Annotated in this window: 17 protein-coding genes and 1 pseudogene; 9 read left to right on the top strand and 9 right to left on the bottom strand. The window is 67.6% G+C overall.

What is annotated here, in order from left to right:
• Positions 1-229 precede the first annotated feature (229 nt).
• From ACYZGB_RS21550 to ACYZGB_RS21530, 5 genes are all read left to right on the top strand, one after another.
• Positions 230-1,294 carry a homocysteine S-methyltransferase family protein gene (locus ACYZGB_RS21550; protein WP_462390945.1) on the top strand — a complete coding sequence of 355 codons (1,065 nt, stop codon included), beginning with the start codon at positions 230-232 and terminating at the stop codon, positions 1,292-1,294.
• 181 nt (positions 1,295-1,475) lie between these two features.
• Positions 1,476-2,414, top strand: coding sequence for a tRNA 2-thiocytidine(32) synthetase TtcA (gene ttcA / locus ACYZGB_RS21545; RefSeq protein WP_462390944.1), 939 nt, complete (start codon positions 1,476-1,478; stop codon positions 2,412-2,414).
• Positions 2,415-2,448: 34 nt separating this feature from the next.
• Positions 2,449-3,888, top strand: coding sequence for a prephenate-dependent tRNA uridine(34) hydroxylase TrhP (gene trhP / locus ACYZGB_RS21540; protein WP_462390942.1), 1,440 nt, complete (start codon positions 2,449-2,451; stop codon positions 3,886-3,888).
• 19 nt (positions 3,889-3,907) lie between these two features.
• Positions 3,908-5,281 (top strand): SH3 domain-containing protein, encoded by a 1,374-nt coding sequence (locus tag ACYZGB_RS21535; RefSeq protein WP_462390941.1) that lies wholly within the window; start codon positions 3,908-3,910, stop codon positions 5,279-5,281.
• Between the two features lie 159 nt (positions 5,282-5,440).
• On the top strand, positions 5,441-7,093 hold the full coding sequence (locus ACYZGB_RS21530; protein ID WP_462390940.1) for a hypothetical protein: 1,653 nt from the start codon (positions 5,441-5,443) through the stop codon (positions 7,091-7,093).
• 118 nt (positions 7,094-7,211) lie between these two features.
• Here ACYZGB_RS21530 and ACYZGB_RS21525 read toward each other — a convergent pair whose 3' ends face one another.
• Together ACYZGB_RS21525 and ACYZGB_RS21520 are read right to left on the bottom strand one after the other, a co-directional pair.
• Entirely contained in the window at positions 7,212-7,835 is a 624-nt protein-coding gene (locus ACYZGB_RS21525) for a hypothetical protein (protein ID WP_462390939.1), read from the bottom strand.
• A 54-nt stretch (positions 7,836-7,889) separates the two neighbouring features.
• Positions 7,890-8,498, bottom strand: coding sequence for a TetR/AcrR family transcriptional regulator (locus tag ACYZGB_RS21520; RefSeq protein ID WP_462390938.1), 609 nt, complete (start codon positions 8,496-8,498; stop codon positions 7,890-7,892).
• Positions 8,499-8,593: 95 nt separating this feature from the next.
• Between ACYZGB_RS21520 and ACYZGB_RS21515 the strand changes: the two genes are divergently transcribed.
• Together ACYZGB_RS21515 and ACYZGB_RS21510 are read left to right on the top strand one after the other, a co-directional pair.
• Positions 8,594-10,402, top strand: coding sequence for a CocE/NonD family hydrolase (locus ACYZGB_RS21515; RefSeq protein ID WP_462390937.1), 1,809 nt, complete (start codon positions 8,594-8,596; stop codon positions 10,400-10,402).
• A gap of 194 nt (positions 10,403-10,596) precedes the next feature.
• Positions 10,597-11,727: a hypothetical protein gene (locus tag ACYZGB_RS21510; protein ID WP_462390936.1), complete on the top strand. Its 1,131-nt coding sequence runs from the start codon at positions 10,597-10,599 to the stop codon at positions 11,725-11,727.
• A gap of 18 nt (positions 11,728-11,745) precedes the next feature.
• Here ACYZGB_RS21510 and ACYZGB_RS21505 read toward each other — a convergent pair whose 3' ends face one another.
• The 6 genes and pseudogenes from ACYZGB_RS21505 to ACYZGB_RS21480 form a co-directional block, all read right to left on the bottom strand.
• Positions 11,746-13,107, bottom strand: a complete 1,362-nt coding sequence (locus ACYZGB_RS21505; RefSeq protein WP_462390934.1) for an MFS transporter — start codon at positions 13,105-13,107, stop codon at positions 11,746-11,748.
• Positions 13,104-14,759 carry a class I adenylate-forming enzyme family protein gene (locus tag ACYZGB_RS21500; RefSeq protein ID WP_462390932.1) on the bottom strand — a complete coding sequence of 552 codons (1,656 nt, stop codon included), beginning with the start codon at positions 14,757-14,759 and terminating at the stop codon, positions 13,104-13,106. Before ACYZGB_RS21500 ends, ACYZGB_RS21505 begins: the two co-directional genes overlap by 4 nt.
• 291 nt (positions 14,760-15,050) lie before the next feature.
• Complete coding sequence (locus ACYZGB_RS21495; RefSeq protein ID WP_462390930.1) at positions 15,051-16,355, bottom strand: Glu/Leu/Phe/Val family dehydrogenase; 1,305 nt, start codon at positions 16,353-16,355, stop codon at positions 15,051-15,053.
• 218 nt (positions 16,356-16,573) lie between these two features.
• Positions 16,574-17,418: pseudogene (locus tag ACYZGB_RS21490) on the bottom strand (PPK2 family polyphosphate kinase).
• A gap of 51 nt (positions 17,419-17,469) precedes the next feature.
• Positions 17,470-17,871, bottom strand: a complete 402-nt coding sequence (locus tag ACYZGB_RS21485; RefSeq protein ID WP_462390929.1) for a GFA family protein — start codon at positions 17,869-17,871, stop codon at positions 17,470-17,472.
• 113 nt (positions 17,872-17,984) lie between these two features.
• A complete protein-coding gene (locus ACYZGB_RS21480; RefSeq protein ID WP_462390927.1) occupies positions 17,985-18,965 on the bottom strand; it encodes a GlxA family transcriptional regulator in 981 nt (326 codons plus the stop codon).
• Between the two features lie 118 nt (positions 18,966-19,083).
• Between ACYZGB_RS21480 and ACYZGB_RS21475 the strand changes: the two genes are divergently transcribed.
• On the top strand, positions 19,084-19,911 hold the full coding sequence (locus ACYZGB_RS21475; RefSeq protein WP_462390926.1) for an MBL fold metallo-hydrolase: 828 nt from the start codon (positions 19,084-19,086) through the stop codon (positions 19,909-19,911).
• A 57-nt stretch (positions 19,912-19,968) separates the two neighbouring features.
• Here ACYZGB_RS21475 and ACYZGB_RS21470 read toward each other — a convergent pair whose 3' ends face one another.
• Positions 19,969-20,910, bottom strand: coding sequence for a LysR family transcriptional regulator (locus tag ACYZGB_RS21470; protein WP_462390925.1), 942 nt, complete (start codon positions 20,908-20,910; stop codon positions 19,969-19,971).
• Positions 20,911-20,983: 73 nt separating this feature from the next.
• On the opposite strand from ACYZGB_RS21470, the gene ACYZGB_RS21465 reads away from it, so the two are divergent.
• A complete protein-coding gene (locus tag ACYZGB_RS21465) occupies positions 20,984-21,439 on the top strand; it encodes a PACE efflux transporter (protein ID WP_056057131.1) in 456 nt (151 codons plus the stop codon).
• Positions 21,440-21,573 lie beyond the last annotated feature (134 nt).

Here is a 21,573-nt window from a genome sequence, read left to right as displayed (position 1 = left end):
CATGTCCATGGTGATCACTCCTCGAACCCCACTGCTTAAATAAACAGCAGGGTAGGTTGAACACCTGGCTCATTTTTACTTCGGCCCTACCTAGAAAACTGGCTCAGTTTCCGGTCGGCGCCAACACACCGTGCGGTCTCTATTCGTAGCAGACCGTGCCGAAGTCGCGGATTTCATCGATGCAGAACAGCAGACATCTGCCTAGTCCAGCTTCCTACAATAGCGGGCTATGCAAGCCCTCCACTACACGCGCGCCGCGCAACTGCCCGACATCCTCGCCCAACGCATCGTCATCCTCGACGGCGCCATGGGCACCATGATCCAGCGCTTCAAGCTGGGCGAGGCGCAGTACCGGGGCGAGGGCTACACGGGCCCTGGCAACGCGGGCGACCGCTTCAAGGACTTTGCCTACGACGTGAAGGGCAACAACGAGCTGCTCTCGCTCACGCGGCCCGACGTGATCAGCGACATCCATGAGCGCTACCTGGCTGCGGGCGCCGACCTGATCGAGACCAACACCTTCGGCGCGACCACCATCGCCCAGGAGGACTACCACATGGCCGACCTGGCGCGCGAGATGAACCTGCGCTCGGCCCAGCTGGCCCGCGCCGCGTGTGACAAGTATTCGACGCCCGACAAACCCCGCTTCGTCGCCGGCGCCCTCGGTCCCACGCCCAAGACGGCCAGCATCAGCCCCGACGTGAACGACCCCGGCGCGCGCAATGTGGACTTCGAGCAGCTGCGCGCCGCCTACTACGAGCAGACCGAGGCGCTGGTCGAGGGCGGCAGCGATGTGTTGCTGGTCGAGACCATCTTCGACACGCTGAACGCCAAGGCGGCCTTGTTTGCCATCGACGAGTATTTCGAAAACAGTGGCCAGCGCCTGCCGCTGATCATCAGCGGCACGGTGACCGACGCCTCGGGCCGCATCCTGTCCGGCCAGACCGTGACCGCCTTCTGGCACAGCGTGCGCCACTCGCGCCCGCTGGCCATCGGCCTGAACTGCGCCCTGGGCGCCACGCTGATGCGCCCCTACATCCAGGAGCTCAACCGCGTGGCCGAGGACACCTTCATCAGCTGCTACCCCAACGCCGGCCTGCCCAACCCGATGAGCGACACCGGCTTTGATGAAACGCCCGAAATCACCAGCCGCCTGGTGCACGAGTTCGCGGCCGAGGGGCTGGTCAACATCCTGGGCGGCTGCTGCGGCACCACGCCAGACCACATCGGCGCCATTGCCAAGGCGGTAGAGGCTGTGCCCACCCGCAAGATGTTTTACCCCGCAGAAGCCTGAAAATCTGAGAAAAATTGGCCGTCTGCGCGCGACCAGTAAGCGTTTGTAGCTATTAAATATGTAGCAATCCATGCGCCACAGCCCTGCGGTAGCGCATTGCGGGCTGCCGGAAGCTGCGGCACCCTTGCGCCTTTCCGTTGAAGTCTTTTCCGCACCCACTGCCAGCCCCGGTCTGTTTGCCATGTCCGTTATTGCCACCTTGCCCGACACCCCCTCTGCGGAGGCTGCCGAGAAAGCCGCCGCCCATGCCGCGCTCAAGCTCGAAAAGCGCCTGGTGCGCCAGGTGGCCCAGGCCATCACCGACTTTGGCCTCATCGAAGACGGCGACAAGGTGATGGTGTGTGTGTCCGGCGGCAAGGACAGCTACGGCCTGCTCGACGTGCTGCGTTTGCTGCAGCAGCGCAACGGCCACAAGTTCGAGCTGATCGCCGTCAACCTCGACCAGAAGCAGCCCGGCTTTCCGGCCCATGTGCTGCCTGAATACCTGACCCAGGTGGGCGTGCCCTTCCACATCGAAACGCAGGACACCTACAGCGTCGTCAAGGAGCACATCCCCGAAGGCAAGACCATGTGCAGCCTGTGCAGCCGCCTGCGCCGGGGCATCCTCTACCGTGTGGCCGACGAGCTGGGCTGCACAAAAATTGCGCTGGGCCACCACCGTGACGACATGCTGCAGACGTTCTTTCTCAACATGTTCTTCGGCGGCAAGCTCAAGGGCATGCCGCCCAAGGTGCAGAGCGACCGGGGCGACCACCTCATCATCCGCCCCCTGGCCTACGTGGCCGAGGACGACCTCACCCGCTGGGCCGAGCACCGCAAATTCCCGATCATCCCCTGCACGCTGTGCGGTAGCCAGGAGAACCTGCAGCGCAAGCAAATCGGCCAGATGCTGCGCGACTGGCAGCAGCTCTACCCCGGTCGCATCGAGAACATGGCCGTGGCCCTGCGCAACCTGGTGCCCTCGCACTTCATGGACCCGCGCCAGTTCGACTTCAAGGGGTTGGTGCCCAACGGCGTGGCCGACGCCGATGGTGACAAGGCCTTTGACGCCGAAGAACTGCCTGCGCAGGCCGTGGGCATGCTCGCGGGCCTGCCCCTGATGCCTGCCATGTCGCGCTGACCTGACACCGACGATTTTTAGATTGGGCCACCCCATGACCACGCTCAAAGCCCCCGAACTCCTCCTGCCTGCTGGCTCGCTCGACAAGATGCGCGCCGCCTACGACTTTGGTGCCGACGCCGTGTACGCCGGCCAGCCGCGCTACTCCCTGCGCGCCCGCAACAACGAGTTCCGCCTGGAGCAGATCAAGCAAGGCATTGACGAGGCCCACGCGCGCGGCAAGAAGTTCTTTGTGACCAGCAACCTGATTGCGCACAACGACAAGATCCGCACCTACCTGCGCGACATCGAGCCCGTGATCGACTGCAAGCCGGATGCCCTCATCATGGCCGACGCGGGCCTGATCATGATGGTCAAGGAAAAGTGGCCCGAGCAGGTGGTGCACCTCTCGGTGCAGGCCAACACCACCAACTGGGCGGCCGTGAAGTTCTGGCAGAAGATGGGCGTGGAGCGCGTCATCCTCTCGCGCGAACTCAGCCTGGACGAGATCGAGAAAACCCGCCAGGAATGCCCCGACATGGAGCTGGAAGTGTTTGTGCACGGCGCGCTGTGCATTGCGTACTCGGGCCGCTGCCTGCTCAGCGGCTACTTCAACCACCGCGACCCCAACCAGGGCACCTGCACCAACGCCTGCCGCTGGAACTACGCCACGCACGACGCCGACATCGACCCCACCACGGGCGAAGCCATTGCGCAGAAGATGGAAGGCGACTTCAACTTCGAAGCCGCGCAGCAGAAAGCGGAGCAAGCCTTTGCATCGACCACCGGCAACGGCGAGCGCCACCCCAAGGCCGACAAGGTCTACCTCATCGAAGAGGCCGGCCGCCCTGGGCAGATGATGCCCATCATGGAAGACGAGCACGGCACCTACATCATGAACAGCAAGGACCTGCGCGCGGTGGAGCATGTGGCCCGCCTCACGCAGATTGGCGTGGATTCGCTCAAGATCGAAGGCCGCACCAAGAGCCTGTACTACGTGGCCCGCACCGCCCAGGTGTACCGCCGCGCCATCGACGACGCCGTGGCGGGCCGCCCCTTCAACCCCGAACTGCTGATCGAGCTGGAGGGCCTGTCGAACCGCGGCTACACCGGCGGCCTGCTGGAGCGCCGCCCCAGCAACGACTACCAGAACTACATCAACGGCCACTCGGCCACGCAGCGCAGCCAGTATGTGGGCGAGGTGCTGGGTGCCGAAGGACAGGCCGATTTGGGCCTGCAAGGCGATTGGGTACAGGTCGAAACCAAGAACCACTTTGCCGTGGGCGATTTGATTGAAGTGGTGCACCCCAGCGGCAACACCACCTTGCGGCTGCAGGAAATGCGCAACGTGGAAGGCCAGCCTGTGAGCGTGGCCCAGGGCAGCCCCGTGCGCGTGTGGATCCCTCTGCCCGCGCGCTACAGCGGCGCGCTGCTGGCCCGGGTGGTCGAATCGCAGCCGCCCGCTGCGGTGGCCGAAGCTGCCTTGGCGGTGTAATGTTTCAGAGGGGCCACGCATGAAGACGCTGTTGCATGCCACGCAGCCCCGCCGTGTGGCTACCGCTGCTTTGCTGGCGGCGGCCCTGGCGGGCTCCGCCATCGCCCAGGCCCCGGCCGTCGCGCCTGCGAAGCCGCGCTACGTGCAGGGCTCCTGGGTCAACCTGCGCGAGTCGGCTCAATCCCAAGCCCGCATCGTCGCCCAAGTACCCGCCAACACCGTGCTGCAACAGCTCACCGAGCGCGACGGTTGGTGCGCCGTGCTCTATGCAGGCGACGCGCGCCTGGGCCCGCCATTGCCTGAGCCATTGCAAGCCCATGTGGCCTGCAACCTGCTGGCCGACCAGCCCCTGACCCTGGCCCAGGCGGGCAAGGACGCTGCCCGCGCCTTCTGGGTGGCGCCGTCGGCCAATCGCATGCGGGCCTACGGCAACGCCCTGCCGCGCCCGCCTGCGCTACAACTGCCCGCGCTGGCCAAAAGCCACGCGCATGACATGCCGGTGTTGTACCCCCAGCGCCCCGAATGGGAGGCTGCCAAAAAGCTGCTGCGCGCTGGTGTGCTGCTGCGGCCCGAGCAGGAGATCAGCCGGGGCGAGCCCGTCAACCCGCAGGACGATGTGAAGCTGGCCACCCGCGCCGTGGACCACATACCGGCCGTGGCCCCTCTGGCCGTCAAGCCTACCTTGCCCGCCATTGCTCCGTCGTACTTCCGCAGTCACACCAGCGTGGCCTTGCTGCACGAGACCGACGCCGATGGCCTGGCCGCCGTGGCAGGCACCCGCATCAGCGTCATCCCCACGGGCGCTCCGGTGGGCCGGTTCAACCGCCACAGCGGGCCCGAAATCGAATACATCACCGGTTTCTGGGACGTGGGCACTGCCGACCAGGCCTTTGCCCCTGCGCTGACCCTCTATGCCATTACCCACCAGGGCCTGGTTGGGGCCCACACCGTCCGCCAGCGCTATTGGGACATCAGCAACGAAGAGCACTACTGCGGTGGCCACTACCCCGGCCGGGGGTTCAATGACCCCGGCGAGGAAGCCCAGCCCTTGCGCGGCTACGCCCGGCTGCCGGAAAGCGCCGAGGTGCTGGCTCGCCTGGTGCTGCCCGGCAAGCTGCCGCCCGACGCGGTGAAGGTGCGCTCCAAGCGCTACGCCACCAGCTGGATGCAGCCCGCCGACCCGCCCATCCGCGACAGGCCCACACGCAAGCACACCGCCGTGCTGGTGCACGAGATCGACCTGGACCGCGACGGCGTGGTGGACATCCTGCGCATCGACACTCCTTCGCCCGGCGGAATGAGCTTTGAGCCCATCTTTGAATGGCGCTGGTACCTCAACATCAGCGGCCAGTGGTTCCGGGCCGGGCACTGGGTGGACCAGGAGTGCACCTGAGCGGCTCCTGAGGAGGGGCGCTGGGGCCTGCAACCTGCCAACGGCCCGAGCAGGTCCCCCGCCCCCGGCGGTTTTGGGTAGCATCGTTTCGGAGATCGCCCATGGGGTTTGCCAGCCAGCGCCCGGCACGCAGCCCCGACCCCCACGAAAGGCCCGCCCATGTCCGTTGAGTCCCATTCCCCCTGCGTGCGGGAGTTGCGCCAGGTTTTGTTGTGGCCGCTGCGCCTGATGCCGGTGCGGGGCTCCGAGGGGCGGCACGCCAAGCCCTGGGAGGTGCTGGCCGACATGGGCGAGGCCTCGCCCTGGCGCGAGGTGGTGGACGAATTCACGGGCGACAGCCAGCGGTTTCACGAGCGGCATTACAACGAGTTCGTGACCTTTTTGCCCTATGTGCAGCGCTTTCTGTACGGCGAGGGCCGCAGCCAGAAAGGCGGCACCGCCACGGGCTCGCCGATGCGGGTGTTCCGGCGCAGCGATGTCAGCGCCGTGCGGGCGGTGCTGCACCCCGGCGCGGCGCCGATCACGCTCGACATCGTCCATGTAGACCTGTACTTCTTTCTTGACCTGGACCTGGTGCTGCTCAATGTCGAGGTCAGCGCCCGCGACCTGGCGCTGCCCCAGGCGCAGGAGCTGCTGTACCGCTTCGGTCGGGGCTACCCCGCCGGGTGGGACGCCGACGGCCACGCGCAGCACTGCCTGTTCAGCGCCGAGTGGCTGGACGCCGCCGGGCAGGTACTGGCCCAGTCCGACGCCAACCAGCGCGACCTCTTCATGGCCCATGTCAGCAGCCACCGCGCCCCGCGCATTGCAGCCCATTGGGCCTGGCTGCTGGAGCCGCTGGTCAGCGACCATTCCGAGCGCAGCGGCCCCTTGCGCTACCGACAGATCGAGTACTACCGCATGCCGCAGCTGGCGTTTCTGGCGCTGGACGACCCGCGCGCCTTGAGCCGGAGCGACTTCGTGCGCCTCGGGCTGGTGACCGGCGCGGCCCGGCCTGGCGACGATGCTTGCCTGCCCTATTCCGAAGAGCACCTGGCCGACTTTGAAAAACGGTTCTGCTACGACCGCTTCTGGAGTAGCAGCGGCGTCGCCCCCCACACGCGTTATCTGTGCAGCGGCCATTCGCTGCTGGTGCTGGGCGATGCCAACAGCCCGTTTTTTGTCTGCCGTGACCGGGGGGTGCTGGCGCAGTTCCGGCACCAGCATTTTTTGCTGTTCCTGATTGCACATTTCCAGAAAGCGGCGCTGCTGATGTTCTCGGACCGGCTGGCCGAGGCCCTGAAAAACCTGGACATTGCCGACGCTGCCAGCGTGCGCCGCTTCAAGCGCACCATCCGCGACAGCTTTGCCGGTTTTCTGCGCTTCACGCACCGGTACTGGTTTCACGAGGTGTCCGAGCAGGCCCAGGTGCGTGCCCTGTTCCGCATGTGTTCCAGCCACCTCGGGCTGGACCCGCTGTACACCGAGGTCAAGGAGCGCATCGGCGAGATGAACCAGTACCTGGACGCCGATAGCCTGCGCCGCCAGGCCAACACCGTGGTGCGGCTGACGGTGGTGACCATCTTTGGCCTGATCGGCACCGTGACCACGGGCTTTCTGGGCATGAACCTGCTGGCCGAGGCCGATGCGCCGGTGGGGCAGAAGCTGGGCATCTTTGCGCTGGTGTTTGTGCTGACCACCTCGCTTACGGTCTACACCATGGTCAAGTCCAAGCGCCTGTCGGACTTTCTGGACGTGCTCTCGGACGAACGCGCCAGCGCCTGGCAAAAAGTCAGGGCGCTGGGGCTGGTGTGGCGGCGCACGGGGGAGTGATACAGCTTCGCCTTCAACCGCATCACGTCGTTGGTTCGCTTTGCCGTGCTACAGCACTGTCTGCGGCTTCCCGCCTGGTTATGCGGTCGAATGCCAACCCGTAGGACGCGCCCGCGCTTCACCGTGCCCCCGGCTGCCGCAGCAGCGCCGCCAGCACCAGCGCCTCGGCCACCACCTCCAGCGCCTCTTCCAGCGTTGTCAGCCACTGCGGCAGCTCGGGCCACCAGCGCCCCTGCGGCTGCACCTCGGGCCACTGGTCCACGGCAATGGCCGCCAGACCCACGGCAAACCCGGCCCACAGCAGGCAGCGGGTGCTGCGGTGGCCCAGGGCGTGGTGCAGCCACACCAGCATGGCCCCGCCCACCACGGCCACTGCGAGCATCGGCGCCTCGCGCACGGCGGCCCAGCGGCAGGCATCCGTCCATTCGTGGCAGCGGAACTTCCACAGCTCGTGCAGCATGAACTGTTCGTCCACCGCGAGCACCGCAAACGCGAGCGTGAGGCACAGGCCCAGCCCCCGGGGCAGGGCGCGTTCGCTGGTCAGCCGCAGCGCTGTGGTGCTCAGAGCAAGCAGCAGCGCCCCCGACAGCCATGCCACGGGCGAGGCATCAGAGCGGAAGGCGCGCTCCCAGTGCGGGGAGAACACCCAGGCGCTGAGCAGCATGAAGCCCAGCACCCCCACGAGCAAGGCACTGGCCACCCAGCGATGAGGGGGCGTGGAGCGGGAGGAGGCGGGGGGCATTCTTAGAGCAGAAATACGGCTTCTCGCGCTTCCATCAAGCGCTATTTGCTATTATTATGATAGCTGTTTTTCCGAAAACAGCGCAGCGTCCACCACCCGCTCGAAGAAGTCGCGGTCGAGGGGCCTGCGGCTGATGAAAGTCCGCGCGTACAAGGGGCCGATAGTGCGCTCCAGGATTTCCTCCACGTCTGCATGGGCCGCGAGTTCTCCGCGCGCGATGGCGCGGTCGAAGATGGCCTGGTGCTGCTGCAGGCGCTGCTGCCAGTAGGCGCCCTGGGAGCCCGCGTCGGTCGCGGAATCTCCCTCTCCGAAGTTGAGGGCCACCAGCGCGCGGCCGCGCGGGTCGTTCACAAAGCGCTGGCCGTTTTCCAGGATTTGCACCAGGTCGGAACGCAGCGACCCGAGGTCGGGCGTGGGCATGAGGGCCTCGGCCCAGCGGCCGCCCGCGAACGCGATGAGCGCGCCCTTGGTGGCCCAGCGGCGGTAGATGGACGAGCTGTTCACGCCCGCGCGCGCCGCCACGCGGGGTACGGAGAAGTTCTCGACGCCGCCTTCCACCAGCTCGGCCATCACCGCATCGGCCACGGCCTGCATCACCAGGGCACTTCGCCCGCCCACGCGCCGGCGCGGGGCAGGGGGTTCGGAGTCCGTCAGGGTTTTCATCAATCTTGTTAAAGCAATAAATTGTGCGTTAGCATGCGGTCAATTAAAGCAAATTTTATTGCTTTAAATATTTCACAACCAGGAGACAGAGCATCATGGCGATAGTTCGCATGCAGGTGATCAGGATTTTGGCAGCCGCCGCAACGGTGACATGTTCGGCGGGCGTTCACGCCGATGCGCCGGGCACGGAGCGGCCGTTCCCGGTGGCGGGCGCCAAGTTCGAGCACGACGCTTCCGTCACGCTGTCCGACGGCTTGGACATGAAGATTAATGTGTACCGGCCCGCCGCGCCCGGCCGCTACCCGGTCATCGTGACGCACGGCATCTACGGCAAGGACGTGGTCTGGCAGACCGCCGCGCCCTATCAGGCCGCTTGGGCCAAGATGAACCAGCGCATCCCCACGCTGTGCAAGGCCTCGACCTGCCAGTTCATGCGCTGGGAGATGCCGGACCCCGAGCGCTGGGTGCCCGAAGGCTATGTGGTGGTGCAGGCCGACTCGCGCGGTGCAGGCAAGACGGGCGGCTTCCTAGACCCGCTGGGTGCGCGCGAGGTGCAGGACTACAAGGAGCTGATCGAGTGGGCGGCGGCCCAGCCCTGGTCCAACGGCAAGGTCGGGCTGCTGGGCATCTCGTACTACGCCATCGGCCAGTGGCAGGTGGCAGCGCTGCAGCCCAAGGGGCTGGCGGCCATCATTCCCTGGGAAGGTGCGGTGGACTCCTACCGCGACATGACCCACCACGGTGGAATTCCTGCCACCACCTTCACCAAGCTCTGGTATGCGAGCCAGATACTGCCCAACCAGCATGGCAATGGGGCCAGCGCCTTCCGCGATGCGATCACCGGGGACCAAGCGGCGGTGACGCCGCTGCCGCAGGCGCTGCTGGCGGGCAACCGTGCACCGCTGGAGCATGGCGCGCTGGCGCACACGCTGGACGACGAGTACCACCGCCAGCGCACGCCCGACCTGGGCCGGGTGACGGTGCCCGTGCTCTCGGTGGGAAACTGGGGCGGCATGGGCCTGCACCTGCGCGGCAATGTAGAGGGTTACCTCGGCGCGGCCTCGGCCCAGAAGTGGCTGCGCGTGCATTCTGGCGACCACACGGCCCCGTTCTACGAGGAGGAGTCGCTGGCGTTGCAGATGCGCTTCTTCGAGCGTTTCCTCAAGGGCAACGAGCGCGCCTTTCAGGAGCCGCCCATCAAGCTCATGCTTCGCCACCCGGGCAAGCCCGACGCATGGCGTGCCGAAACCCAGTGGCCCCTCGCGGGCACGCAGTTCCAGCGCTGGTACCTCTCGGCCGCCGACCGGGCGCTGGTGAGCGCGGCGCTCGCGCAGGCGGGCGAGGTCAGCTACGAAGTCGGGCCGGAAGGCGCTACCTTCCTCATGCCGCCATCGGCGGAAGACCGCGAGTTCACCGGCCCGGTCAAGGCCCGGCTGCGCACGCTCGCCCACGGCACCGACGCGGACTTCTTCCTGACCCTGCGCCTGCTGGACCCCGCTGGCAAGGATGTGACCTTCGAGGGCGCTGCGGCCCCGGCCGTGCCCGTCTCGAACGGCTGGCTGCGCCTGTCGCAGCGTGGGCTCGACGGGGCGCGCTCCACCCCGAGCCGCCCACTGCAGTCCCACCGCAACCCGCTGCCGGCCACCCCGGGCGAGATCTACGACCTGGACATCGAGATCTGGCCCACCAGCATCGTGGTGCCTGCCGGGTACACGCTGGCGCTCACTGTGGCGGGCGGCGACTTCGCCTTCCCGCACCTGAAGGAGGGGCCCTACCGAGGTTCCTTCCCCTTCCTGCACGCGGCGCACCCGCCGGCCACATCCGGCGGCAAGCACACGCTGCTGACCGGGGGCGAGCAGGGCAGCTACCTGCAGCTGCCGCTGATTCCCGCAGGGCGCCGCTGAGACAGCGCGCGGGATGCTTTCACGCCTTGCGAGTGGTGAGGTTTTTAGTGAAAACAGGCTTCACCGCCCGCCCATCAAGCACTGATTGCTACTGATTTTGTAGTGATTGAGCCGTGCCCGAGCGCCCAGGCCGCATGGTCTGTTCAGGGGCGCGGAATCGTTCCAGAATCCGGCCATCCCTTCGCAAACTTGGCATGGCCCTCCCCATCGACCCTTCGCGCAGCGCCTTGCCCCCCGTGGCCCAGTTTCTGGCCGAGGCCGCGCTGCAGCGGCAGACGGCGCTGCTGGGGCTGGATAAAAAGCCCGGCGTGGCCCCCGCGCCGCTGCCCCCGGCCGACGCCAGTGCGCCGCCGCCCACGGCCACCTCGCCCAGCCCGGCGGCCGGGCCTTTGCCGGTACCGGCCGACAAGGCCAGCATCTCGCCCCAGGCGCGCGAGCAGCTGGGCGCCGGGTTTGAACCCCGGCGCGAAGCGGCGGGCCCGGGTGCGGGTGCCGTGGGGGCTGCGCCAGGCACGCGGCCGGGGCTGGCTGCGCGCGGGCCCCTGCCACCCCCGCCGCTGCCCGTGGGGGCGCCTGCCCCCGCAGCGGGTGCGGCCCCCGTGCGGGGCGCAGACTGGCCCGCCACCGGCCTCAGTGCGCCGCTGATGGGCATGGTGCGTGCGGTGCTGGAGCAGGTCACGGCAGGCAGTGGCGCCCCGCAGCGGGTGGTGGCCGCGCAGCCCTGGCCCGTGGGGCTGGCGCAGGACCTGGAGCGCGGGGCGCTCGATGCAGACACACCGCCGCTGCAGACCTGGCTGGTGCGCCAGGGTGCGGTGCTGACCCCCGAAGGCCCGCGCAGTTTTGCGCTGACCCTGCGCGTGCCGGTGCCCTGGATCGCATCGCAGCAGCCTGCGCCCGCGCCTGCATCTGGGCAGGGGGCTGCGGGCGCATCGGGGGCGGTGCCGCTGCAGGTGCCTTTTGCCGGCCCCGCGCAGGCGCTGCAGTCGGGCGTGCTGGCCCTGGTGCTGCAGGGGGCGGACGCCGCAGCGCCGCGCACCAGTGCGCTGCTGGTGCTGGACTTTCAGCCGCAGCTGGCCGCCACCGTGTATGGCCGCGACATGCAGCAGCAGGCCACGGGCCGTCTCGACCCCTGGACGCAGATGGCCGTGCTGCAGGCCAGCGGCCAGGTGCCGCGTGAGGAAGATCGCGCGCGCAATGGCGCATCGGGCCTGTGCGAAACGGTGGGCTGCCCCTATGCGGCGCGGGCGGCTTGCGTGCAGCCGTTTTGCCTGGCGATGCGGGGCGTGCTGCCGCCAGAACCGGTGGGGCCGGTGCCTTCGGCATAGTGGCCCGGTAGCCGGGTGCTACGGCGCCACGCTGCGCCGGATGTCAGCGTGGCGCGCCCGGGTGATCGGGTACGCCAGCAGCAGCGGAATCGCCAGCACCAGGCACAGACCGGGCAGCACGCCGGTCATCAGGGTGATGCCCTGCAGTGCATCGGCCGACTGCGCCACATTCGGCACATAACCCGTCACGTCCAGCATGCCTGCCACCAGCACCGTGGCGAGCGTGCGCGCCAGCTTGTCCATCAGACCGTAGAGCCCGTAGTACATGCCCGTCTGGCGCTCGCGCGCCTGCATGTGGCCGTGGTCGATGGTGTCGGGCACCATGGCAAAGGGCACGATCCAGTGCGCGCCCATGCCGATGCCCACCACCACGAGGATCGCGGTCATCAGGTGCTGGTCACCGGGCTTCACCCAGTACAGCGTGAGCAGCCCGGCTGCGCACAAGACCAGCCCGAGGATGTAGGCCCGGTTCTTCTCCCAACGGTCCACCACGACCTTCCACACAAACAGCGACAGCCCCACCACGCCCAGCAAGGTGCCCATGAAGCGGGGCAGGTCACCCTTGTCGCCTTGCAGCTGGTAGATCACGAAGTAGGCCAGCGAGGCCTGCACCAGCGTGAGGCCCAGGCGCACGAGTGTGGCAGCGCTCATCAGCAGCAAAAAGGGGCGGTTGTGCAGTGTGGTACCCAGTGTGGCGCGCACGCTGGCCCACAGGGGCGGTGTGTGGGACTCGGTGGCGATTGGGGTGCCTGCTGCTGGCTCGCGCACGCGCCAGGCCACCACGGCCACGGCCATGCCCGCCACCAGGCCAAACAAGGCGCCCGCCAACGCATAGCCCGTGCGCGCATCGGGCGCGGCCCGCACCAGCACGGGCATGAGCACGCTGCCCGCAAAAAAGCCCAGCAGCGCGCCCATCGACGCAAAGGCCGTGAGGCTGGTGCGCTCGTCATAGTCCTGCGTCATGTTCGCGGCCATGGCCTGGTAGGGCAGCTGCACCAGGGTCATCATGGTGTCGAACACGGTGTAGGTGATGGCGATCCAAAAAAACGCGGCCACGGGCGAGAGGCCTGGCGGCACCATCCACACGGCGGCCGCCGCCAGCCCCAGCGGAATCGCGCCGTAGATCAGGTACACGCGGTGGCGGCCATGGCGCGAACGGGTGCGGTCGGTCACCCAGCCAAACAGCGGGTCGTTGATGGTGTCCCACACTTTGCCCACCAGCAGCGCCGCGCCCGCCACGGCGGGCGGCACCAGGGCCACGTCGGTGTAGAAGATCATGAGCAGAAAACTCATGGCGGCAATCAGCATCTGCAGGCCGACGTTGCCCACGGCATAGCCGAGTTTGGTGCCCAGGCTCAGGCGGTTCGCGGAGAGACTCATGGGTGCGCGGCAGCGGGTTGGCCGGGGATCTGGTCAGCGACCGCAGGGGCCGGTGTGCGGGGCGGTGTGGCTTCCAGCATCAGGCGCACCTCGCGGCGCAGCATCTTGTTGAGGAAGCTGCGCGGAATTTCGGGCACCACGCGCACGTCGTCGGGCAGCATCTCCACAGGCAGGTGCTGCACCAGATATTCGGCCAGGTCATGCTCCAGTGGCTGCGTGCTGCGGTCGCTGCGCCAGCTTTGCCGCAGGCTCACCACCAGCACGGCGGCGCTGCCGTGTTGCACCAGGCAAGCCTCTTTCACGGCGGGGTGGCAGTGCGCCACTTCCTCGATCTCGCGCGGGTTGAGCGCGTGGCCGTTGCGCGTCACGCGGTCTGCGCTGCGGCCCAGCACATGCAGGTAGCCTGCGGCGTCGAAATAACCCACGTCGCCCATCACCACCCAGCCGTCGCGCAGGGTTTCGCTGGTCTTCTCGGGGTCCAGCCAGTAGCCCTCGAACCGCACCGGCGTCATCACGGTGATCAGGCCCATCTGGCCCGGGGGCAGCGGCGCAAACTGATCGTCGCGGATCACCACGTCCACCCCTGGCATCACGCGGCCCACGGTGGAGAGGATGTCGTTGCCCAGCGGGTTGCCCTGCGCATCCACATGCTCGTGGGGCAGCAGCCAGGTGATGGGGGGCAGCGCCTCCAGGCAACCGTAGCCCTGCTGAAAGATCGGCCCGAAGCGGCGGATGGCTTCGGCGATCTTGGGCGCGGGCATCATCTCCGAGCCATAGGGCACATGGGTCAGGGACGACAGGTCGTACTGGTCCAGCGTGGGCTCGTCCAGCAGGTCGATGACGGCCGAGGGCGACAGGAACGCGCGCGATACGCGGTGTTTCTGGATCAGCCCGGCCAGCGTGGTGGCGCGAAAGTCCTCGGGCATCACCAGCGCCGCGCCCGCCAGCAGTGTGGGCAGCACCAGACCCGAGCCCGGGCCGGTGAGCGGCAAGCCCAGCATGTTCACATCGGGCCCGTTGGCGGGTGGCCTGAAGTCGATGGCGCGCGAGATCAGGCGCACGCTGTCCAGGTACTTGCGGTTGCTGTAGCCGATGGACTTGGGCAGGCCGGTGGTGCCCGAGGTCATGTGCAGCGCAAAAACGTCGTCCTCGTGCACATCGGCTGTGCCCGCTGCCGGGGCGTGTTGCGCCAGGGCCTGTTCGTACTCGTCGCCCAGCGCCAGCATGCGCAGGCCGGGCAGTTGTTCGCGCACGGCCTGCAGGATGGGGGCGCTCAGCAGCGGGTCGTGGATGAACACCGTGGGCTTGACGCGGCCCATGGTGGTGAGCGCCGCCTCGGCGGGCAGGTGCTTGTGAAAGCTCGCAAAGATGGTGCCGTTCTCGAATGTGGCCAGCCGGGTTTCGTACTGCTCGCCGGTTTCTGGCAACCAGGTGAAGACCACGTCGCCCTTCTTCACGCCCTGCGCCTGCATCCAGGCCTGCAGGCGGTACACACGCTCCTGCAGCTGGGCATAGGTGAGGGTGCCGCGCCGGTCGATGAGCGCGGGCTTGTGGGCATGGCGCCGGTAGGCCAGGCGCGCCACCGAACGTGCGGTGCGCAGGCGGTTGAGCAGAAAGCGCGCCACCAGGCTGCGCAGGGACGGAAAAGGCATCAAAGTCTCCCGGACGGGGCTTGCAGAAACAAAGTCCAGGAAGTTTTTCACGCTGAGGCGTGTCGAGATATGACAATTTGTATGTGTACGTATCTTTGTGTTTCGGATTCGCCTGCGCGGTCGTTCTGGCTTCATGAACGGCGCGGGTTGGCGCCGGGTGTACGTCGCCGTGGCGCAACAGCTCTCAGCACGCCGGGCAAAGAAAAACCGCCAGGGCTGGATCGCAGCGGCTGGCGGTGGTGCGACGGCCTGCCCCGGGTAAGGGGCGGGGCCGAGGTGGTGGGCGAGGGCTTATGGATACAGGCCGCGCATTTCGCGGGCGTGCAGGATGCGCTGGCAGGCCACGATGAAGGTGGCGGTGCGCAGGCTCACCTTGTGCTCTTGCGCCACTTGCCAGATGCCCGCAAAGGCCTCTTGCATGATGCGCACCAGGCGGGCGTTGATCTCGTCCTCGCTCCAGAAGAAGCTGGAGAAGTCCTGCACCCACTCGAAATAGCTCACCGTCACGCCACCGGCGTTGGCGATCACGTCGGGTAGCACCAGCACGCCCTTGTCGTGCAGGATGTCGTCGGCTTCGGTGGTCGTGGGGCCGTTGGCGCCCTCGATCACGAGCTTGGCCTTGATCTGGCCTGCGTTGTCCTTGGTGATCTGGCCTTCCAGCGCAGCAGGGATCAGGATCTCGCAATCCACGCCCCAGAACTCTTCGGCTTTCATCACATCGGCGCCGGCAAAGCCGCCCACGCCGCCACGGGCCTTCACATGCGCCAGCAGCGCGGGCACATCCACGCCTTTGCTGTTGAAGATGGTGCCGGTGTGGTCTTGCACGGCCACCACCTTGGCACCTGCTTCGGCAAACAGCTTGGCGGCAATGCCACCCACGTTGCCAAAGCCTTGGACTGCGATGCGGGCACCTTCCAGCGGCAGGCCGGTCAGCTTGGCGGCTTCCACGCCCACGGTGTACACGCCCCGGCCAGTGGCCTCGACACGGCCCAGCGAGCCGCCCAGGTCCACGGGCTTGCCGGTCACCACGCCGGTGGCGGTGGCGCCGGTGTTCATGGAATACGTGTCCATCATCCAGGCCATGATCTGGCCGTTGGTGTTCACGTCGGGTGCGGGGATGTCCTTGGAGGGGCCGATCAGCAGGCCGATTTCGCTGGTGTAGCGGCGCGTCAGGCGCTCCAGCTCACCCATCGACAGCTTCTTGGGGTCCACGCGGATGCCGCCCTTGGCACCGCCGTAAGGCACGTTCACGGCTGCGTTCTTCACCGACATCCAGGCCGACAGGGCCATCACTTCCGACAGCGTTACGTCCTGGTGAAAACGCACGCCGCCCTTGCCGGGGCCCCGGCTCAGGTTGTGCTGCACGCGGTAGCCTTCGTAGTGGGCGATGGTGCCGTTGTCCAGCTCGATCGGCACGTCCACGATCAGGATGCGCTTGGGGCGCTTGAGCGTTTCCACCCAACGCGCCAGGTTGCCCAGGTAGGGGGTGACGCGATCCACCTGCTGCAGGTAGTTGCCCCAGGGGCCGAGGTGGTCGGCCTGCAGGTACGAAGGCAGGGAGTGGGTGGTGCTGGCAGCACCAATGGGTGAAGACATGGTGAGTTCCTTGTGGGATCAGTTCAAGCCGCGAAGCTTATGCCTGCGGTTGCACACTGTCTAAGGCCGGAGTGTTTGAGTGCTATGCAAATAATGCATAACCATCGGAAAACGCCCATTCATGCGGCACTGCAGCAAAAGCAGGGGCCCCGGAGTGCGCCGACAGGCGCGTTGCCTGCCCACCGCTGGGCGGCCGCCCGGGGCCCTGCTTGGCAGGCCTATTCGACGGTGAAATGCGCCAGCGCCGGTCGCCCGTCGGGTAGCGCAGGTCCAGGCTCTGCAGCACCGCACGCAGCACCGTGGCAATCATCAGATTGCGGTGCGTCTTGGAGTCGGCGGGCACGATGGTCCAAGGTGCCCAGGGCGTGTGGGTGGCCGCCAGCAGTGTGTTGTAGGCACGGCGGTAGTCGGCCCACTGCTTGCGCGCGTCGATGTCGCCCATGCTGAATTTCCAGTGTTTGGCGGGGTCGTCCAGCCGCTCCTGCAGCCGCTCGCGCTGCTCGTCCTTGCCGATGTGCAGCAGGAATTTCAGCACGATTGTGCCTGTCTCGCTGAGCATGCGCTCGAAGTCGTTGATGTGCGCCAGCCGCTGCTGGTGCTGTTCGGGCGTGATCCAGCCGTTGACCACGGGCACCAACACGTCCTCGTAGTGGCTGCGGTTGAACACCGTGATGTCGCCCGCCTGTGGCACCTGCTGGTGGATGCGCCAGAGGTAGTCGTGGGCGCGCTCGGTCTCGGTGGGCGCCTTCCAGCCCACGGCATGCACGCCCAGGGCGCTCATGCGGCCAAACACGCCCCGGATCGCGCCGTCCTTGCCCGAAGTGTCGGTGCCCTGCAGCACCACCAGCAGTTTGTAGCGCTTGTCGGCGTAGAACAGGTTCTGCAGCGCATCCAGCTCCACCGCCAGTTCCTCGACGGCCGCCTTGTCGCGGGCCTTGTCGCCCAGCGAAAACGGCTTGGCGCCGGGGTCGATGTCGTCCAGCGACATGTGCTTGCCCGGCGGCTGCCAGGGCTGCAGGCGCTGCTGCAGGGAGGGCGGGGTGGTGGCAAAAGGTGAAGGCACGGGCGGGCTCCTGGCAGGGCGGCGCGATGCGCCGGGAATTTCAACCGGAACTCAAAGATACCCGCTGTGCGCCGGTGCCTGCTGCCACTGGTCGTGCAGTCCGTCCACCCGCACGACGGCCAGGCGCGCGAGGTCTTCGTCCGCCAGGCCATCGATGCAGCCCAGGTTCACGCCATACATCTCGCCCATGGGCGTGTCGGTGCCGTGGCCAAACACGCGCACGCCGCAGTGGCGGCAGAAGTAATGGTGGTTCTTGTGCGTGCCAAAGGTGTAGCGCGTGAGGTCGTTCTGCCCCCGCACGATGCGAAAGCCGCCGGGCAGGGCCACCGCAGGCCAGAAGCGCGTGCGGCGGCAGATGCTGCAGTTGCAGCGGTAGGTGGGCTGGCTGAGGTCCAGCGTGGCCTCGACTTCGACGGCGCCGCAGTGGCAGGTGGCGGTGTGGGTGGTGGGCATGGGTTCATTCCTGAGCATGGCAGCCAGCGGACATGATCGCAAAGGATGGCCTGGCAGTCATCGTTGGGATGAACGATGTGGGGCGTGGGCCGCTTCCATGGCCGCAGCGGCGTTCAGCCATGCGCCATGCGGTAGGCCAGCGGCGTTTGCCCCGTGGCCTGCTGGAACGCGCGGTGCAGGCCCGCCTCGCTGGCAAAGCCCAAATCTTCGGCTATCCGCTTGAGGGGCAGGGGCGTGTCGCACAGCGCCTCGCTCACCTGGCGCAGCTTGATGCGCCGCATCCACAATGCGGCCGACAGGCCCGTGTGCGCCTGCACCCGGCGCGCAAGCGTGCGGGGCGACAAGGCCAGTGCCTCGGCCAGAGCGGGCAGGCGCAGCGCGGTGGCAGGGCAACGCTGCACCCACAGCTGTGCACGGCGCAGGGTGGGATCGGTCACAGCCATCAGGTCGTGCTCCGCAAACGCGGGGTGGGTGGTGCGCGGGCGCGGCAGCATCAGCAGCGACTGCAGGTCGCCCAGCGCGACGGCATCGAGCCGCTGGGCCAGGGCATGCAGCATCAGGGGCAGGTGGCCGTTGGCGCCTGCGGCGGTGGTGGCGGGGCCGTCTTCCACCAGCGGCTCGTCAAAGCGCCAGTGCACGGCGCCAAACTGCTGCTCCAGCGCCGCGCGCAGCCACCAGGTGGCCGTGGCGCCGCGCCCGCGCAAGCGGCCGCTGGCGGCGGCCAGCGCCACCCCGGCGCAGTAGCTCCACACCCGGGTGCGGCGGGGCAGGGCGCGCAGCGCCGCCACGGCGGGCGCCAGCTGTTGCTGCAGCGCGGGCGCCTGCCAGCCGTCGGGCGACGACAGCCACAGGCCGGGCACCAGCACCGCGTCCACCTCGGCCTGCGCCAGTGCCACGCCGGGCGTGAGGGCCGGGCCCTGCCAGGTGGGCACGGGCTGCAGGTCCACCCCTGCCCAGCAGGTGGTGACCACGGCGCGCTGCGCACGCAGGTTGGCGGCACGCGCCAGGTCTGCCGTGGCGAACAGGCCAGCGGGCATGCAGCCGGGGTACAGCAGCAGAGCCAGGCGCAAGGGTGGTGTGGTGGATGGGGGCATGGCTGCGGGGAGAGTGCGGGTGGCGAAAAATGGAAAGAAGTTGTCCAGATCGGCCATTTTCGCCGTGCCCCTTCATCCCAACAATCCATGGTTTTCCCACCGGCTTTGGAGCCCACCCATGCAAATCACCCAGTTGCGCAACGCCACCGTGTTGCTTGAATTGACCTCCGCCGATGGCCACCCCATGGGCCTGCTGGTGGACCCCATGCTCGCGCACCGGGGCAGTCTGCCCGCGCTGCGCTACCTGGGTGCGGGGCGCCAGCGCAACCCCATCGTGGAACTGCCGGGGGACACGGACGCGCTGCTGCAGCGCGTGACCCACGCCCTCATCACCCACTGCCAGCGCGGCCACTTCGACCACCTGGACCGCATGGGCAAGCGCTTTCTGCGTGAGCGGCAGATCTCCGTGTTGTGCATGCCGCGCGATGCGGCCTACCTTGCGCAGCGGGGCTTGCAGGTGGTGCCGTTGGCGGGGCCGGGGCGCCAGCCGTTTGCGCTGGGCGGCCATGTCACGCCGATTTCGTGTGTGCACGGTACCGGCTGGGTGGGCCGCTTCATGGAACACGGCCATGGCTACCTGCTGGAGCTGCCGGGCGAGCCCAGCGTCTACCTGGCGGGCGACACCATGCTCACTCCCACGGTGCGCGACTGCCTGGCGCGCCTACAGCCCGAGGTGTCGGTGTTGCCTGCGCGCGGGGCGCGATTCGATGTGGGGGCAGAAATCCTCATGGACGCTGCCGACATGGCCGAGGCCGCGCAGCTGACCCCCGGGGCACTGGTGGTGAACCACCTGGAAGTGCTGGACCACTGCCCCACTGAGCGCAGCGGTGCGCCAGCTGGCGCTGGACGGTGGCTGGGCCCGCCGCCTGTGGGTCCCGGAGGACGGCGAGTGCCGGGAGTACCAGGCGGTGACGGCGCAATCTGCTATGTAAGTAATAGCTTATGAGGCAATATGGACGGGCGGAAAGGCCGTTTTTGACACCAGTTTATTGCCCTGAATGCCTCACCGGGCCGCGCCCTGCGGCGTGGCGCTGTCGCGCATCAGCGCCACAAACCGCGCCGCGCCCAGGCCCAAGGGCCGCTCCTTGGACCACACCACATCCACCCACAGCGCCGTGCCGTTGCTGAGGTTTTCAAACGGCATCTCCACCAGCGTGCCCGCCGCAATGCGCGGCTGCACCAGCGCACGCGGCTGCCAGCCCCAGCCCAGCCCGGCCTCGATCAGGCCCAGCGCGGCCAGGTGGTTGTCGGTGCGCCAGTGGTGGCGAGCAAACACAAAGCGCGGATCAGTCTGCCCCAGGTCGCGGCTGGCCACCACGATCTGCCGCGTGGTGGTGAGGTGCTCCTCGCGCAGCATGGCGCGCTCGGGCGGCTCGCCGCGCGCCTGGGCGGCGGCGCGGGCCTCGGCCAGTACCGGGTGCTCGGGTGCAATCACGGCCACCAGGGTTTCGGTGCCCACCTCCTGAAACCCCTCGCGCCCGTCGATGCTGGGCCGCTCGAACACCAGCGCCAGCTGAGCGCGGCCGCTGTGCAGCAGCGCCAGCGCGTCCACCTGCGGTGCGGCCAGCACCTCGACCTGCAGCAGCGGGTATTCGTGCGCCAGCGCGGCCAGCGGGCCCCGCCAGCGCGCGGCCAGCAGCTCGGGGGCGATGGCCAGGGTCAGGCGCTCCTCCAGCCCCTGCGTCAGCGCCAGCGCCTGGGCGTTGAGCTGCTGCAGTTGCTGGGCCAGCAGCCGCGCCTGGGGCTCCAGCGCGCGCGCGGCGGCCGTGGGCCGGGGCTCGCGGCCGCTGCGGTCAAACAGCTGCACATCCAGCTCGGCCTCCAGGTGCGCCATCGTCATGCTCACCGCCGACGGCACGCGCGACAACGCCCGCGCGGCGGCCGAAAACGAGCCCTGGTCGAGCACGGTCAGAAACACCTGCACGCTGTCGGAGTTGAAGGCCATACGAGCCAATCTATCAGAAAAACTGAAATAAGCCGACTTTATGTGTCAGTGTGACGAATATAAAGTACCGTCCATGGACAAGACACCCACTCTTTTTGGTCTGCAAGGCGTCAAGCGCCGCGTGATCTACGTGACCCTGTACGAGCTGATCGCCATCGGCGCCGCCACGGTGGGCCTGGCGCTGCTCACGGGCCAGGGCGCGGGGCATTCGAGCGTGGTGGCGGTGGCGGCCTCGGTGATCGCCATCGTCTGGAACATCGTCTTCAACTGGGCGTTCGAGCGCTGGGAGGCGCGTCAGCCCGTGCGCGGGCGCAGCGTGGCGCGGCGCGTGGCGCACGCCATCGGGTTCGAGGGCGGCCTGGTCTTCACGCTGGTGCCGCTGTTTGCCTGGTGGTTTGGCGTGAGCCTGTGGCACGCGTTTGTGATGGACCTGGGGCTGATCGTGTTCTTCCTTTGCTACACCTTCGTCTTCAACTGGGTGTTTGACCACCTGTTCGGCTTGCCCGCTTCGGCCATGGCGGCTTCGTAACAACAGCCTAGGGTCTGTTGAGAATCATTTCAGCCGAGCACGGGGATATGGTGCAATAGGCAGATGAGCATTCGATGGGTACTGACAGACGCACAATGGGCAAAGATGGAGCCCCACGGCCTTGGCAAGCCAAG

It is taken from the genome of Acidovorax sp. Q11, from assembly GCF_054950075.1.
This window is presented reverse-complemented; position numbering and strand designations above follow the sequence as displayed.